The 14230-nt window shown below is 37.6% G+C and carries 18 protein-coding genes, 1 pseudogene and 1 other annotated feature; of the genes and pseudogenes, 2 read left to right on the top strand and 17 right to left on the bottom strand.

Annotation, left to right across the window (positions count from 1 at the left end; all coding sequences use genetic code 11):
* Positions 1–263: 263 nt before the first annotated feature.
* The 9 genes from deoD to pepV all read right to left on the bottom strand — a co-directional run bounded on the left by deoD (position 264) and on the right by pepV (position 9190).
* Positions 264–974, bottom strand: a complete 711-nt coding sequence (gene deoD / locus HMPREF9425_RS04395; protein ID WP_003093061.1) for a purine-nucleoside phosphorylase — start codon at positions 972–974, stop codon at positions 264–266.
* 337 nt (positions 975–1311) lie between these two features.
* Positions 1312–2025 carry a type 1 glutamine amidotransferase gene (locus HMPREF9425_RS04390; RefSeq protein ID WP_003092952.1) on the bottom strand — a complete coding sequence of 238 codons (714 nt, stop codon included), beginning with the start codon at positions 2023–2025 and terminating at the stop codon, positions 1312–1314.
* Positions 2022–3269: a chloride channel protein gene (locus tag HMPREF9425_RS04385; RefSeq protein WP_003097083.1), complete on the bottom strand. Its 1248-nt coding sequence runs from the start codon at positions 3267–3269 to the stop codon at positions 2022–2024. Before HMPREF9425_RS04385 ends, HMPREF9425_RS04390 begins: the two co-directional genes overlap by 4 nt.
* Before the next feature lie 3 nt (positions 3270–3272).
* The gene (locus HMPREF9425_RS04380) at positions 3273–4082 is read right to left on the bottom strand and encodes a purine-nucleoside phosphorylase (protein WP_003092568.1); all 810 of its coding nucleotides are present in this window, start codon (positions 4080–4082) and stop codon (positions 3273–3275) included.
* A 19-nt stretch (positions 4083–4101) separates the two neighbouring features.
* Complete coding sequence (locus tag HMPREF9425_RS04375; RefSeq protein ID WP_003092444.1) at positions 4102–4644, bottom strand: DUF1697 domain-containing protein; 543 nt, start codon at positions 4642–4644, stop codon at positions 4102–4104.
* Position 4645: 1 nt separating this feature from the next.
* Complete coding sequence (locus HMPREF9425_RS04370) at positions 4646–5857, bottom strand: phosphopentomutase (RefSeq protein WP_003092904.1); 1212 nt, start codon at positions 5855–5857, stop codon at positions 4646–4648.
* A 124-nt stretch (positions 5858–5981) separates the two neighbouring features.
* Positions 5982–6662: a ribose-5-phosphate isomerase RpiA gene (gene rpiA, locus HMPREF9425_RS04365; protein WP_037621453.1), complete on the bottom strand. Its 681-nt coding sequence runs from the start codon at positions 6660–6662 to the stop codon at positions 5982–5984.
* Between the two features lie 497 nt (positions 6663–7159).
* On the bottom strand, positions 7160–7744 hold the full coding sequence (locus tag HMPREF9425_RS04360; protein ID WP_003092921.1) for a uracil-DNA glycosylase family protein: 585 nt from the start codon (positions 7742–7744) through the stop codon (positions 7160–7162).
* A gap of 39 nt (positions 7745–7783) precedes the next feature.
* Complete coding sequence (gene pepV / locus HMPREF9425_RS04355; RefSeq protein WP_003097077.1) at positions 7784–9190, bottom strand: dipeptidase PepV; 1407 nt, start codon at positions 9188–9190, stop codon at positions 7784–7786.
* A 229-nt stretch (positions 9191–9419) separates the two neighbouring features.
* Here pepV and HMPREF9425_RS04350 point away from each other — a divergent pair, with 229 nt between their 5' ends.
* Positions 9420–9605, top strand: a complete 186-nt coding sequence (locus HMPREF9425_RS04350) for a 4-oxalocrotonate tautomerase (protein WP_002950885.1) — start codon at positions 9420–9422, stop codon at positions 9603–9605.
* 68 nt (positions 9606–9673) lie between these two features.
* Here HMPREF9425_RS04350 and HMPREF9425_RS10595 read toward each other — a convergent pair whose 3' ends face one another.
* From HMPREF9425_RS10595 to HMPREF9425_RS04315, 7 genes and pseudogenes are all read right to left on the bottom strand, one after another.
* Positions 9674–9889 (bottom strand): DUF2798 domain-containing protein, encoded by a 216-nt coding sequence (locus HMPREF9425_RS10595; protein WP_081448749.1) that lies wholly within the window; start codon positions 9887–9889, stop codon positions 9674–9676.
* Between the two features lie 378 nt (positions 9890–10267).
* On the bottom strand, positions 10268–10741 hold the full coding sequence (locus HMPREF9425_RS04340) for a GNAT family N-acetyltransferase (RefSeq protein WP_037621450.1): 474 nt from the start codon (positions 10739–10741) through the stop codon (positions 10268–10270).
* Between the two features lie 43 nt (positions 10742–10784).
* Positions 10785–11144, bottom strand: a complete 360-nt coding sequence (gene rplT, locus HMPREF9425_RS04335) for a 50S ribosomal protein L20 (RefSeq protein ID WP_002885090.1) — start codon at positions 11142–11144, stop codon at positions 10785–10787.
* A 56-nt stretch (positions 11145–11200) separates the two neighbouring features.
* Complete coding sequence (gene rpmI / locus HMPREF9425_RS04330) at positions 11201–11401, bottom strand: 50S ribosomal protein L35 (RefSeq protein ID WP_002885093.1); 201 nt, start codon at positions 11399–11401, stop codon at positions 11201–11203.
* A gap of 38 nt (positions 11402–11439) precedes the next feature.
* The gene (infC, locus tag HMPREF9425_RS04325; RefSeq protein ID WP_002885108.1) at positions 11440–11970 is read right to left on the bottom strand and encodes a translation initiation factor IF-3; all 531 of its coding nucleotides are present in this window, start codon (positions 11968–11970) and stop codon (positions 11440–11442) included.
* Between the two features lie 13 nt (positions 11971–11983).
* Positions 11984–12106 (bottom strand) — a sequence feature (ribosomal protein L20 leader region).
* Between the two features lie 23 nt (positions 12107–12129).
* Positions 12130–12809, bottom strand: a pseudogene (cmk, locus tag HMPREF9425_RS04320) ((d)CMP kinase).
* A 21-nt stretch (positions 12810–12830) separates the two neighbouring features.
* Positions 12831–13460 (bottom strand): SAG1386/EF1546 family surface-associated protein, encoded by a 630-nt coding sequence (locus HMPREF9425_RS04315; protein WP_003092648.1) that lies wholly within the window; start codon positions 13458–13460, stop codon positions 12831–12833.
* Between the two features lie 45 nt (positions 13461–13505).
* On the opposite strand from HMPREF9425_RS04315, the gene HMPREF9425_RS09375 reads away from it, so the two are divergent.
* Positions 13506–13703: a ferredoxin gene (locus tag HMPREF9425_RS09375; protein ID WP_003093080.1), complete on the top strand. Its 198-nt coding sequence runs from the start codon at positions 13506–13508 to the stop codon at positions 13701–13703.
* Here the strand turns inward: HMPREF9425_RS09375 and HMPREF9425_RS04310 are convergent.
* Positions 13687–14187 carry an EbsA family protein gene (locus tag HMPREF9425_RS04310; protein ID WP_003092896.1) on the bottom strand — a complete coding sequence of 167 codons (501 nt, stop codon included), beginning with the start codon at positions 14185–14187 and terminating at the stop codon, positions 13687–13689. The genes HMPREF9425_RS09375 and HMPREF9425_RS04310 overlap by 17 nt on opposite strands.
* Positions 14188–14230 lie beyond the last annotated feature (43 nt).

Below are 14230 nucleotides of genomic sequence, written 5' to 3'. Positions count from 1 at the left end.
ATTTTTAAAAAAGAAGAAACCGTTTTTCATAAGCCTATCAAGTATCTATTTTTTATCACTATCTCTAATATTGTAAGTATTATATCACATTTTCAAGATATTTCATGAGATTATCAGTTATTTATCTAATCATTAAAGACAAATTCCTTAAAATACTTTTAGAGTATTCTTGTAGTTTGAAAACTTTTAACTTTTCTAGCTATCGAAATAATATAATCTTTCGGCTAATCAAAAAAGATAGCTACAGACATCCTTTTCATAATCTAGTCTGCAATAAGAGTTTCAAGACCTACTTTCATCATGTCAGTAAAGGTATTTTGACGTTCTTCAGCAGTTGTATCCTCATCTGGATTTACCAAACTATCAGAAATAGTCATAATAGCCAGAGCATCTACTTGGTGTTGGGCTGCAAGGTAGTAAAGTGCTGCTGCTTCCATTTCGACAGCCTTCACGCCCCATTTCCCAAGCTCAATATTTTTTTCAAAATAATTTGAGTAAAAAACATCAGAAGATAGAACATTACCAACATGTGTTGTCATACCAAAATTTTTGGCGATGTGATAAGCCTTATCCAAGAGATTGAAACTTGCAATTTGAGGAAAGTCGTATTGAGGCCAGTCATTACGAATAATGTTAGAGTTAGTTGCTGCTGCTTGTGCTAGAACTAACTCACGAACGTGAACATTCTTATTCAAAGAACCGGCAGTTCCTACGCGAATTAATTTTTTGACACCGTAGTCAACAATGAGCTCACGTGCATAGATAGAGATAGATGGCATCCCCATCCCAGTCCCCATTACTGAGATACGTTCACCCTTGTATGTTCCTGTGTAACCAAACATGTTACGTACTTCGTTGAAACACACAGCATCTTCAAGGAAATTTTCGGCAATAAATTTTGCACGTAAAGGATCCCCAGGAAGAAGAATCTTATCAGCAATATCTCCTTGTTTGGCAGAAATATGAATTGACATAATTAATCTATAAAGGGCGACAGAGACGAAGTAAAAATAGGAAACTGACGAAGCATTGCAAATGCTATCCATTCTATCTTTTTCACTGTTCTCCGCCCGTATTCAGTTCAGTGAATACAGTTAACCCATCCTTTCTATTATTTATTAAGGTAAAAGAGCAACTAGAAAGTGACTGAAAATTAGGAAGGCTGACATAGCTCTACGCATCTAAGAAGGTTAGCTATTTTCTAAACTCTCCACTCGTTTTCAAATATGAATACCTGCTGCACCATCCTTAAGTTATATTTTTTTAAAGTTTTCTACTATTATATAAATAGTATATGAGCTACTTAAATGTTTAGATCTGGATTAGTGAATCTAGAAAAGCAAATAACTTTTTGTTCATTTCAGAATAATCGTTTTTACGTAATTGATCTGGCGTTTGAACAAAAGGTAACTGTTTATTTTGCTGGCACAAGTGCTCTTCACCATCAGCAGCTATCAGTAAATCAATCGCTTCAAGGTCAAACTCTAAATGTGCTTGGAAGGCATAATGTTTAGGGCTAAAGCGAACTATTTGGCGTGGACAGCCCTGACTGGTCGCAAGAACAACTGCCTTGTCGGTCAAACCAGGCATATCTCCATGCCAGTGACCCGTGTTTAAAGTAGAACCAAAATCTTTAATGTGCTCATCAGCTAATCCTTCCTCTGTTAAGGTCAAAGGGAAAACGCCAATCTCGCGTTCTGGACTATGTTCATATTTCCCACCATAAGCTCCAGCTAACAGTTGAGCCCCTAAGCATACCCCGACAATATAGATATCAGCATCAATAGCTTTTTGAATTAATGTAATTTCAGCCTTTGGATCATAGTATGGAAAGACTTGACGATCTTCATCAGGTGACTGAGGTCCGCCCATTACTATAAGGAAATCAATATCATCAACAGTTTCTGGAAGTTTCTCTTTCTCATAAACCTTTGTTGACGAAATATGGTGTCCACGCTTTTGAGCCCATTTCAAATAAGCTCCTGGAACCTCAAATTTTTCGTGTAAAATAAAATGAATATTCATAATCTTTTCTTCCATTTATTGTTTATTATCCTTGATAGGATACTCGCTAGTATAAGAGGGAATACGATAACACCTCCAGTACCTGTAAAACCAACAACTAAGGCTATTCCTGTTAGAGGGGCATCAAGCGTTGTTCCTAAAAATACGGTTGCCCCTAGTAACATTCCTAAACTAAGACTATGAGAAAATCCAAAATTTCCAAGAAGTACCGTTATCAGATAACCCGTACCTACACCTAAAGCAAACGATGGCGTCAGAGTTCCACCATAAGCACCACTCCTTAAAAGTAGACAGACCAATAGACATTTGATGATGAGAATGACAGGAAGATATGCTGAAGAGTTCCCAGAAAAAATCCATTGAGCTAGAACCTGTCCATTTCCCATAAAGATAGGAAGGTTAGCTGATAGTCCACCAAGAATTAGAAAGGCAAAGGGCAACGTCCAAAGAATTTCTTTACCTGTAATACGATGGCTACTGGCCTTCTTTGCAAAATATCCAAATATTATGGCAAATGGTGTTACAAATAACGCTAAGATGATTGCCTGTATGAAACTGGAAGAATCAATAGTCACTGTATCGACTATATATAAGGCGTGTCCACCAACAATTGGTTTAGCACAATAAGCAGATACATAAGTAGTCGCAAAAATAATGATAATATTCTTTAGTGTCCAAGAGACTCCTAATGTTTCCAAAACAAATAAAGCGCTAGCAAAAGGCACTTGGTAAACAGAGGCTAGCCCTGCACCAGCACCACAAGCAATTAATAATTGTCTATCGGAAATGTCTAAATGCAATCCTTTAGAAAGACTACCACCAAAGAGAGCACCCAATTCTCGAGGTGCTCCTTCTTTGCCTATTGAGGCCCCAGCAGCAACGATTGCCACCTGGATTAATGCATGTAGAGACTGACCTAGAAAATTTGGACTCCTTTTACCAACGAGTTTTTTAGCTTTGCTAATAGAAAGTAAGGTGACACGCCGTTGAAGAAAATACCAAAATAAACTAGATAAGACCCCAACAACAAGTAAGACTGAGAGCCTTCGAAAAGCACTCACTGATTGAAACTGTAACAAGAGGTTCCCTTTATCTTTACCAAACGCAAGAACTTGTATAAATTCTAGAAGATAGTGGCAAAAAATTCCAACAACCCCTGAAGCAACGCCAGTCCCAATAACAGCTAAACTCAGCTTAAGGAATTTTAGTAACAACCTTAAACGTCTCCTTACCTGAGAAATCATTTCTTAGAGTTCCGCCAAAATAGCTTTAAGCAATCCTTTGAAGTCCCCCTTGATACGTTCAGTCACTTCTACAACTTCTTCGTGGTTGAGTTCTTCTTGGAAACCAGCAGCATGGTTAGTGATACATGAAATTCCTAGAACTTTCAAGCCTGAGTGAGCTGCCACAATAACTTCAGGAACAGTGGACATACCAACTGCATCTGCCCCCAATGTCTTATAGGCACGAATCTCTGCAGGTGTTTCATAAGTCGGACCAGTTACACCGATATAGACACCTTCATCAAGCTTGATACCAAGTTTCTTAGCCACTTCATGGGCAGTAGCACGGTATTCTGGTGTGTAGGCTTTAGACATATCAGGGAAACGTGGGCCAAAGTCATCCAAGTTTTCACCGATCAATGGGTTTTGACCAGTCATATTGATATGGTCAGTAATAGTCATCAAAGTACCAGGACCGAAGCCAATACCACCAGCAGCATTCGTTACAATAACACCTTCACAACCAAGAGCTTTCATAACACGTACAGGGAAAGTTACCACTTCAAGAGGATTTCCTTCATAAAAATGGAAACGTCCTTGAAGAGCCAATACCTTACGTCCAGACAAAGTACCATATACAAGTTTACCTGCATGACCGACTACTGTTGATTGTCCCCAGTTTGGAATATCTGCGTAATCGATTACAATAGCATCTTGGACCTCTTCAGCCAATTCTCCAAGTCCAGAACCCAAAATCAAACCAAACTCAGGTTTTTCAATTCCTTTGCTTTCCAAAAAGGCTTGCGTAACTCTAATTTTTTCAAGTAGTGACATCTAAATCTCCTTTAGTTCCTTATTTTTTTAAATAATGACCAATGTTTGAAAAAGTTCTTGCATTTCGAATCGTAATATAAGGATAAAATGATGACTTTAATAGATTTTTATGATAAGCCGTTTGATTGTAGCTTGTCTTATCATATTTCCCCCAGTAAATTCCTAATTCCCCAAAATGAAGAGTCTCATCTGCCAAATCAAAAGAATTTATTACTCTCTTTAATTGATCCTTGTCTAATTGTACTGTATAAAAGAGGACATCTTTTCTGTACAAATCATTTTCCCACCATTTTGGTAGAGATTTACACTCATTTTGGTATTCCTCTAGTGTGAAAAGGGAAAAGACGGTAATAAATGAGTAAGACTTATTCAAAAATTCTTCTATTACTAAAAGTAATTCTTCTTTCATCATGGGTGAATCAAAGAAAAAATTTCCACTATTAATATAGGAGGAAACATTCTTAAAACCAAGTTTATCAAGGTCATGTCGGAATTTTTCCATGACTACCTTATTACGACCGCCGACATTTATCCCACGAACCAGAAGTGCATAACGTTTCATTTTAGACAAGTTTATCCAAGAAACTTTCACCAATCATGGCTTTCTCAACACCGAAGTTATCCGCAATTGTTGCTGAGATGTCGGCGAAGTGTCCAACTGGAATCAAGCCACTACCTTTGAAGGCTGGACTGTAAGCCAAAAATGGGATGTATTCACGCGTATGGTCTGTACCAGCATAAGTTGGGTCATTACCATGGTCTGCAGTAATCATCAAGAGATCATCTTCTTTCATAGCAGCGATAATTTCAGGCAAGCGCTCATCAAATTCATGCAAGCAATCGCGATAGCCATGTGGATTACGACGGTGTCCGTAAAGGGCATCAAAGTCTACTAAGTTTGTGAAAGAGAAACCATGTTTAAACTCTTCTGATGTCATAGCCTTAATCAAATTGTCTACACCGTGGCTATTTGATTTGTTGTGGCCCATATCGTGGTTGATACCTTCACCATTGAAGATGTCACTAATCTTACCAACTGAGTAAGTATCGATACCAGCCTCATTCAATTTGTCCAAAACAGTTGGAGCAAATGGTGAAACAGCCAAGTCACGACGGTTAGATGTACGAGTAAAGTTTCCAGGCTCACCAACGTAAGGACGAGCAATGATACGACCAAGAAGAGCTGGACGTTCCAAAGTGATAGAACGAGCAAATTCACAAATACGATACAATTCTTCAACAGGAATAATATCTTCGTGAGCTGCGATTTGAAGAACCGGATCAGCTGATGTATAAATAATCAATTCGCCTGTTTCCATTTGGCGTGGTCCAAAATCATCGATAACTGCTGTACCAGAATAAGGTTTGTTGGCCTCGCGGATGACCTTGCGTCCTGAAAATTCTTCGATTTGAGTAAGAATTTCCTCTGGGAAGCCATTCCAGAAAGTATCGAAAGGCTCTGTAATATTAAGTCCCATGATTTCCCAGTGACCTGTCATGGTATCTTTTCCAAGAGAGACTTCTTCTAACTTAGTTGCGTAACCAGTTGGATTGCTCTCAGCTGGAACAGTTTTCAAGGCTTGTTCGCGAGGAATATTTCCAAGACCAAGTTTAGCCATGTTTGGCACATTCAAACCAACAGTTTTAGAAATATGTCCAAGGGTATCTGAAGCTCCATCAGGAACACCAGCATTGACAAAGTTATTGGCATCTGGAGCTGCACCAATACCTACTGAGTCAAGAACGATTAAATGCATTCGATTAAATTTGGACATAACAACACCACAAAGAGCTAAAATCTTTCGAAATTACCTCTTTCCTTTCTACATAATAATCTAGTAATAACATAACTATTAAGTTACTTTATTCATTTACAATTTAAAAGAAAATTAAACAGGACTAATCCTTAGCATCAACAATCTTAACACCGTCTTTTCCAGCAACGATAACCTTGTTAACCATTCCATTGAATAAACCATGATCAACAACACCAGTCATAGCTTTTAGTTCGTCACCTAAAGCAACTGGATTATTAATTTTGCCGAGATCCAAATCAATAATGAAATTCTTCATATCTGTAACAAAGCGATCACCTTGTTCAGTTACTCGGAATGATGGCTTATAACCCTTAGATTCAAAGACGCGATATAATCGATCAGCACCGTATTGAACAACTTCGACTGGTAATTTAAAAGCACCAAGTTGTTCAACCATCTTAGACTCATCAACTACCCAGATGTACTCTTTAGTAGGTGTAGCAACGATTTTTTCCATCAAGAGGGCACCACCGCCACCTTTAATACCGTTGAGTTGAGGATCTACTTCGTCGGCGCCATCAACGGTAACATCAATACTATCAATATCATCCACTGATTTCAAAGGAATACCTAGACCTTCAGCTTGCTTCGTTGTTTGACTAGATGTCGTTACACCTACTACACTGAGACCTTCCTCCTTTATTCGACGACCAATCTCCTCTACAAAGAAATAAGCTGTTGAACCAGTACCTAGTCCAACAACCATGCCATCTCCAACAAAACTGGCAGCGCTTACGCCAGCGAGCTTTTTCAATTCTTCCATGCACATCTCCTTGCATCTTTCTATACATTTAGTTAGATTCATTATAACATGAGTCTTCTTTAAATTGCAACGATAAGTATGAAAAGGCTATCAAAAACTTTAAAACAATAAAACTAGACCCTAAAATTAGAATCTAGTTTGGACGGAGAAATAATATAATAGCACCACTTAGTCTTCTTTACGACATTTGAAGAATTCTACGAAAGCTGAAAAAAATCATTGCGCTGTTGTAAAATGAAGTGCAACAGGGCAATTTCTTTAGTCTAAAAAATAGTTATTTTAATTTTATATGTTGCTCTTATTGAAATTAAAATTATATTGCAATTAATGCGTTTGGTATTGAAGTTTTTATTAATTATATTTTTCAAATAATTTTGTTAGAAGATCAAAAAAAGCCCCAAAGGGCCAAAATCTTTACAATATTTGGGTATGCTCTGATAGTTGCTTCATTGATTTGAAACAATACCTAGTGACAATCCAAGTTCAGATATCTGAATTCATTGACTCAAGATTTTTTGAACCAATGCTTTTAAATCTGGAACCACTTCTTTCATAAACCATGGATTTTTCGCTTGCCAGATATTATTTCGTGGTGACGGATGCACTAAAGGAAAATAGTCTGGAAGATAATCTTTGTAATGCTTAACTGTATCTGTTAACTTAGCTGATGACTTTTGATGCAAATAGTAACGCTGAGCATAGTTTCCTACTAGTATGGTTAATTGAATATTTGGAGCTAAATCTAAAACTCTCTCATGCCATTTATCTGCAAAACCTTTGCGAGGCGGTAAATCTCCCGATTTTCCGTGACCCGGGAAATAAAAATCCATTGGTACAATGGCAAACATACCCGATTCATAAAAATCTTCTCTCGAAACACCCATCCAATCCCGTAGATTATCCCCACTAGGATCATTCCAATAAAGCCCAGACTCTTGAGCACGGATACCAGGAGCTTGTCCGACGATATTAATCCGTGCCGTTTTTGGAATACTAAACAAGGGTTTGATACCTTGTTCAGTATAAGTTTTATTTTGTTCATCATCCATAATTGCTTGTGTCAATTCTTCAAGTGTTTCCATATTTTCCTCCAAAAAAAGAGACAAAATGTCTCTTCTTTTTTATTTGATCAACTCATAGATAGCTTCTGCATAAATAGCAGCTGCACGGTACAAGTCCTCAACTTCAGTAAACTCATTTGCTTGATGCATGGTATTGACATACCCTGGGAACATAGCACCATAAGCAACACCACGTTTAAGCAGACGCCCAAAGGTTCCGCCACCAATGATTTGTTCATGACCTTTAAGGCCTGTCTGTTTCTCATAAACAGAAAGAAGTGTCTGTACCATAGGATCACTAACTGGTACATAGTGCGGTACGTGACCATGTTCTGAGAGACTGACTGCCTTAGGCTCTTCAAGTTTTTCAAGACAAGTCTTAATATCATCCGTATCAACCCCTTGAGGGTAGCGGAAATTCAAAGCAATTGTATTATCTTCAGATTCCTTGTTGAAGGTAAAGACACCGGCATTCATAGTTAACTCACCCATTTTAGAATCTGTATAGGCAAGACCTGTCTTTTCAGCAAAGAAATCTTGATGAAGTGTTTCAGCAACTAAATTCAAATAAGTCTTAGCATTAGCCTGAAAATCAAATTGGCTAAAGAAGAGTGCTAAGTATGTTGCCCCATTGATACCATTTTGAGGCATCATACCATGAGCTGATTTCCCATGAATAGTCACATGGAAAGCACCTGCTTCTTCAGTCACTTGACCAGTTACTTCTTGATCAGCAACAAAGTCATTAAGTTTAGACTCAAGTTCCTGTAAAGTGATAGGTGCCGTAAACTCTGCACTTGCAGATTCAGGAACCATATTTTCACGCATGCCACCATTAAAGCTTACGAGGCTAAAGTCACCATCGTTTTGTCCTTCAAAATGAAGATAGGCAGTAATATTTCCTTTTTCCCCATTGATAATTGGAAATTCTGCATCAGGAGAAAAACCAAAATCAGGATCTTTCAATCTATTATGAGCGAAATAATAATCCATATCACCCCAACCAGATTCTTCATCTGTACCAACAATAAAGCGAACGCGCTTAGATACTGGAAGCTCAAGCTCTTTGATAATTTTCAAGGCATAATAACAAGCCATTGTGGGCCCTTTATCATCTGATGAACCACGAGCATAAAGCTTTCCTTCTTTGATGACTGGCTCATAAGGATCAGTGTCCCATCCGCTACCCGCTGGAACCACATCCAAGTGTGCAAAGATACCCAATACCTCATCTCCTTGACCAAATTCAAAGTCACCAGCGTAATTATCAATATTACGAGTTTTATAACCATCACGTTCAGCTAAAGCAAGAAAATGTTCCAAAGCTTTTACTGGTCCAGGACCAAATGGGTGCTTTTCATCAACCTTACTGTCATCACGTTCTGAATTAATACGCAAAAGACCAAAAAGGTCCTCCATCAAAGCTTCTTTACGTTTATCAACTTCGGCGCGAAAATCAATTGTCATAATTTACTCCTTACTGTCTTTAGTTAGCACTATTTTACCATTTTTAGTAAGAGTTTTCATCTCTTTGAATATACCAAATTAAAAAGGCAAATAGTTTTCTAAGATCACAAGACACCTACCTCTTTCAAAATAATTCATAGTCTAGCATTATTTCAAGAATTTCTAAAAACTTTAGAATATTCTCTTAATTCATGCTATAATAGGACTATCAAAACTAAGGAGATGCATTATGCCATTTGTAAAAATTGATCTCTTTGAAGGTCGTTCAGAAGAACAAAAGATTGAACTTGCTCGCGAAGTTACTGAGGTTGTATCACGTGTTGCAAAAGCCCCTAAGGAAGCTATCCATGTTTTCATTAACGATATGCCAGAAGGGACTTACTACCCACACGGTGAAATGAAAAAGAAAAACTAAATCAAAAAGCAGTCACAGATGTGACTGCTTTTTGATATAAAATCTGGAGTCTAACTTCAGTTCACAACTTAAATAATAGTTGGTAATTCGTCATCGTCGTCAAAATTCTCAACGACTCCTTCACCAGGCAAAGGTTTTTGTAGTTTTCCCAAGATAAAACGTGAGATTGGACCAACCACTAGAAAATTAAGTGGTAAAGCCATGATAACATTTGTCAACCAAGCACGACCATAGGATAATAGCGTCACCAAATGACTGTTGTAAACTAATCCATAGAATGACATAAAGGTTACCATGAATAGCGCCATGGTTCCAGAAATCACTAAAATCTTTGCCCATCGTTTATCATGGGCTTTTACTTTATGTAAAATCGCAAATGCTATTGTCTTGGCTAGTGGTCCCACCAAAAGCATATCCAGTAAGAAAGCAACTACAAATCCAGGAAGATAACCTTGGAAAAAGTGACCCCAAACAAAGGGAACTACTCCAGTCCAATCAAGGATGAGAAGATTCCATAGACCATCATTCCACACATCAAAAACGTACAAAGCAAAGCTTCTTTAAAATTACGAGGCATTAAAATTCTCCATTTCTAAAAGTTCTCTTTTAGCATATCAAAAATATTTTCTCCTCGTAAGTTAAATTTCTCTCATGAAAACATATTATTTTAGGATAGTTTCCATTTCTGTATATCTCGGTTTCATACCTAAACGTTCGTAAAAACGTAGAGCACCCGCATTATCATTCCATACGTGAAGTGTCAGATTATAACACCCTAACTCCTTAGCATAGTCCAAGGCAAATTGGTAAAGCTTTTCTCCTAATTTTTGACCTCGAGCCTCCTTATCAACGCATAAATCATCAATAAAAAGAGTCTTAACAGCCTTTAGTGGACCATTATTATCAGATACTTCTTTAATCATTAAGAACAGATGACCCAAGATACGCCCATCTTTCGCCTCATAAACAAAAATAGGTTTATTTGGATCATTAATCACTGCTTCTAACTCTACATCTGTAAATTTACTGCCTTCTGACTTAAAAACATCAGGACGTGCTTGATGATGAACTAGAAGAATCTGCCCCAATAACTCCTGTAATCTTGGGATATCTTCTGCTCTTGCTAAACGAATCATAATTACCTCCATAAAAAAAGATGGGTAAAACCCATCTTAATTCTTATTTACCAAGTTTTGCTTTAGCTGCATCTGCAAGAGCTGTGAAAGCTGCTGCATCGTTAACTGCCAAATCAGCAAGCATTTTACGGTTAACTTCGATTTCAGCCAATTTCAAACCGTGCATCAATTGTGAGTATGACAAACCGTTCAAACGAGCTGCCGCATTGATACGTGTAATCCAAAGTTTACGGAAATCACGTTTCTTTTGACGACGGTCACGGTATGCATAGTAGTAAGAATTCATTACTTGTTCTTTTGCAGTACGGAACAAGATGTGTTTTGCACCATAGTAACCTTTAGCAAGTTTCAATACACGTTTACGACGTTTGCGTGATACAACGCCACCTTTAACACGAGCCATTTATATATTCCTCCGAATTAGTTCTAGTTTAGTTAATTTGTAATGCTTGTAGCGGATTAACGCATTTGTGAAAGCATTGATTTGATACGTTTAAAGTCACCTGAATGTACCATTGACGCTTTACGAAGGTGACGACGTTGTTTTTTAGTTTTACCGTGGAAACGGTGAGATGTGAAGGCACGGAAGCGTTTCAATCCACCTGAACCTGTACGTTTGAAACGTTTAGCTGATGCGCGGTGTGTTTTTTGTTTTGGCATTTTAAAATTCTCCTCTTAAAATAGTGTTAGTTTGACAATTATTTTTTGTCAGGAATTGGTGCAAGTTGCATGAACATTTGACGTCCATCCATCTTCGCTCTTTGCTCAATAATCGCAATATCTTGCGTTTTTTCAGCAAATTCCGCCAATACCTTAGCTCCGATTTCTTTATGAGTAATCATACGACCTTTGAATCGGATAGAAACTTTAACCTTGTTTCCTTTTTCAAGGAATTTACGGCCGTTACGAAGTTTTGTTTCAAAGTCACCTTTATCGATGACTGGGCTCAAACGAACTTCCTTAACGGTAACAACGCTTTGTTTCTTACGTTGTTCTTTTTGTTTCTTTTGATACTCAAATTTGAACTTACCATAGTCCATAATCTTAGCAACAGGTGGCGTAGCTTGTGGTTGGATAAGAACCAAGTCAACATTTGCATCATCTGCAATAGCTTGTGCTTCTGACAATGGTTTAATTCCCAATTGTTCACCATCAAGACCAACAAGACGAACTTCACGAACGCGAATTTCATCATTAATGAATAGATCTTTCTTAGCTATGATCTTCACCTCTTTATTTTTTTAGAGAAAAACAAAGCGGACTTGATATACAAGCCCGCACACATAATATCCCTTTAAGGATTTGACATGTTGGGCCAGACAACCTAAGTCGCAAGGCGAGAAGTTCTCACTTCTGCTTTTCTCATTGTTAATAGTATAACAAGTGAGTCATCCTTTGTCAATAATTTTTTTTGCTTTTTCTTGAATAAATTCCACAACACCCTCAATTGACACTCCTGTAGTGTCAAAAGTAATGGCATCTTCCGCTGGTTTAAGAGGTGATACCTTACGATGACTATCTTTATAGTCACGTTCAGCAATTTCTTTTTTAAAGTCTCAAGGTCAGTAGAAATTCCTTTTTCGATATTTTCCTTATAACGGCGTTCCGCACGTTCATCAACTGAAGCAATCAAGAAGATTTTGAGTTCTGCATCAGGCAAAACCACAGTCCCAATATCACGACCATCCATGATAATAGCACCATCTTGAGCAATACGTTGTTGTTGTGCAACCAGTTCTTGGCGCACTTCAGGAATGGCTGCTACCCAAGAAACATTATTTGTGACTTGGGTATCACGAATGGGGTGTGTAATATCAACATCACCAACATAAACCTGCTGACTACCATCTGCTGCTTTTCCGAATGAAATCGGATGTTGAGATAGTTGCTCCAAAATTTCTGGTACATTTTCCTCAGTCAAACCATTCTGCAAGGCCAAATAAGTTGCAGATCGGTACATAGCACCTGTATCAAGATAAGTATAGCCAAGATTTTTTGCAATAATCTTGGCTACTGTACTTTTTCCACTTGACGCAGGACCATCAATAGCAATTCTAATATCTTTCATGATGTTCCTTTGCTTTTAAAATTATTGAACATTAACGACATCACCTGGGTTAGCATACCAGTAACCACTTGTCATGTGATCAGGGTTAAGACGTTCCAACTCATCTACAGAGATACCTGCACGTGCAGCGATTGAACCGGCACCTTCACCAGATTGAACAACGATTGATGAACCGTCGGTTGCTGCTGCAGCACTTGATGGTGTTGTTTCAGCTGACCCAGTTGCATAGTCTTTTTCAACATGTTTAGAAGAGCTTGATACTTTCGTTGATGAAGATTTCTCTTTAGTAGATTTCTCACTATCTTCACCCTTACCTGAATCTTTTTCGCTTGATGAAGATTTAACAACTTTGCTAGTTGAAGTTGAAGAGAAACCTGAAGATTCCTTAGACGCTGCAGTTTTGCTTCCTCCAACATTTGATGTGTAGAAAACAAAGAACAAAATACATACAACAATAATAAAGAATAAGCCAAGCAAGACTGTCAAGAATGACGAATTGATGAAGCCACCTTTTTCTTGCTTCTCATCTGAAGGAGTGTCCTCCTCTTCTTCAAAATCCTCAAACTCATCTTCGTCATCTAGAAAATCAGCATCAACTACTTCTTCCAACTCTTCTTCAGAAACCTTATCTTCCCATGGTTTTTTACTCATGATTTTCTCCTTGTAAAAACAATAAATCTATTTTAAAATAATACTATGAAAGTATCATTAATTCCAGAAAAATGTATCGCTTGTGGTTTGTGCCAAACCTACTCTCCTGTCTTTGATTATGATGACGAAGGAATCGTTAGGTTTAAAGATAGCGACCAACTTATTAGAACGATTGAAAATAGTCCCGAAACTTTGACAGCTGTCAAATCTTGTCCTACCAAAGCCCTTATTTGCGAAGTTTAATCTTGAGGGCTTTTTTTGATTCCTCATAAAAGGCAAAATAATCAAAATTAGTCATATAATCCATTAGTTCTACCTCACCTTTGAAATCAGGATGAAGTGCTAAAGCATCTAAGAAATATTTCTTAGGCCACTTTCTCATATAAAACTGACGTTTCTTTCCATTTTTAAAAATGAGACACAAGCCGGTTTTGATAACTTCCACTTTTTCAATATCACTAATCTGCACCTTACGCGGTTTAAAAATATTGAAAGAAACAATACGCAGTATTCCATAATCTTCAATAATAAAGTAACGATGGAACCCTAGACCAAATAAAGCAACAAAAATAGTGAAAAGCATCAAAATATGTGAGGGCACCGAGTACAACTCGAACAGAAGGGCGGCTGCAATAAAGATTGGCGTGATGGCTAAAGACCAATAAATGATAAGCCAAGACAATTCAGGTTGCCAATGGTAACGATACTTGCCGAAAATTTTAATCATCTCAGCACCTCCATTACATCTAATTCTACCATAAAATCAGTTT

This window comes from Streptococcus vestibularis ATCC 49124, assembly GCF_000188295.1.
Lineage (GTDB): Bacteria > Bacillota > Bacilli > Lactobacillales > Streptococcaceae > Streptococcus > Streptococcus vestibularis.
This window is presented reverse-complemented; position numbering and strand designations above follow the sequence as displayed.

Coding starts and splice junctions, on each gene's coding strand:
- deoD (WP_003093061.1), bottom strand. CDS start 974: ATGTCAATTCATATTTCTGCCAAACAAGGAGATATTGCTGATAAGATT.
- HMPREF9425_RS04390 (WP_003092952.1), bottom strand. CDS start 2,025: ATGAATATTCATTTTATTTTACACGAAAAATTTGAGGTTCCAGGAGCT.
- HMPREF9425_RS04385 (WP_003097083.1), bottom strand. CDS start 3,269: ATGATTTCTCAGGTAAGGAGACGTTTAAGGTTGTTACTAAAATTCCTT.
- HMPREF9425_RS04380 (WP_003092568.1), bottom strand. CDS start 4,082: ATGTCACTACTTGAAAAAATTAGAGTTACGCAAGCCTTTTTGGAAAGC.
- HMPREF9425_RS04375 (WP_003092444.1), bottom strand. CDS start 4,644: ATGAAACGTTATGCACTTCTGGTTCGTGGGATAAATGTCGGCGGTCGT.
- HMPREF9425_RS04370 (WP_003092904.1), bottom strand. CDS start 5,857: ATGTCCAAATTTAATCGAATGCATTTAATCGTTCTTGACTCAGTAGGT.
- rpiA (WP_037621453.1), bottom strand. CDS start 6,662: ATGGAAGAATTGAAAAAGCTCGCTGGCGTAAGCGCTGCCAGTTTTGTT.
- HMPREF9425_RS04360 (WP_003092921.1), bottom strand. CDS start 7,744: ATGGAAACACTTGAAGAATTGACACAAGCAATTATGGATGATGAACAA.
- pepV (WP_003097077.1), bottom strand. CDS start 9,190: ATGACAATTGATTTTCGCGCCGAAGTTGATAAACGTAAAGAAGCTTTG.
- HMPREF9425_RS04350 (WP_002950885.1), top strand. CDS start 9,420: ATGCCATTTGTAAAAATTGATCTCTTTGAAGGTCGTTCAGAAGAACAA.
- HMPREF9425_RS10595 (WP_081448749.1), bottom strand. CDS start 9,889: ATGTCATTCTATGGATTAGTTTACAACAGTCATTTGGTGACGCTATTA.
- HMPREF9425_RS04340 (WP_037621450.1), bottom strand. CDS start 10,741: ATGATTCGTTTAGCAAGAGCAGAAGATATCCCAAGATTACAGGAGTTA.
- rplT (WP_002885090.1), bottom strand. CDS start 11,144: ATGGCTCGTGTTAAAGGTGGCGTTGTATCACGCAAACGTCGTAAACGT.
- rpmI (WP_002885093.1), bottom strand. CDS start 11,401: ATGCCAAAACAAAAAACACACCGCGCATCAGCTAAACGTTTCAAACGT.
- HMPREF9425_RS04315 (WP_003092648.1), bottom strand. CDS start 13,460: ATGAGTAAAAAACCATGGGAAGATAAGGTTTCTGAAGAAGAGTTGGAA.
- HMPREF9425_RS09375 (WP_003093080.1), top strand. CDS start 13,506: ATGAAAGTATCATTAATTCCAGAAAAATGTATCGCTTGTGGTTTGTGC.
- HMPREF9425_RS04310 (WP_003092896.1), bottom strand. CDS start 14,187: ATGATTAAAATTTTCGGCAAGTATCGTTACCATTGGCAACCTGAATTG.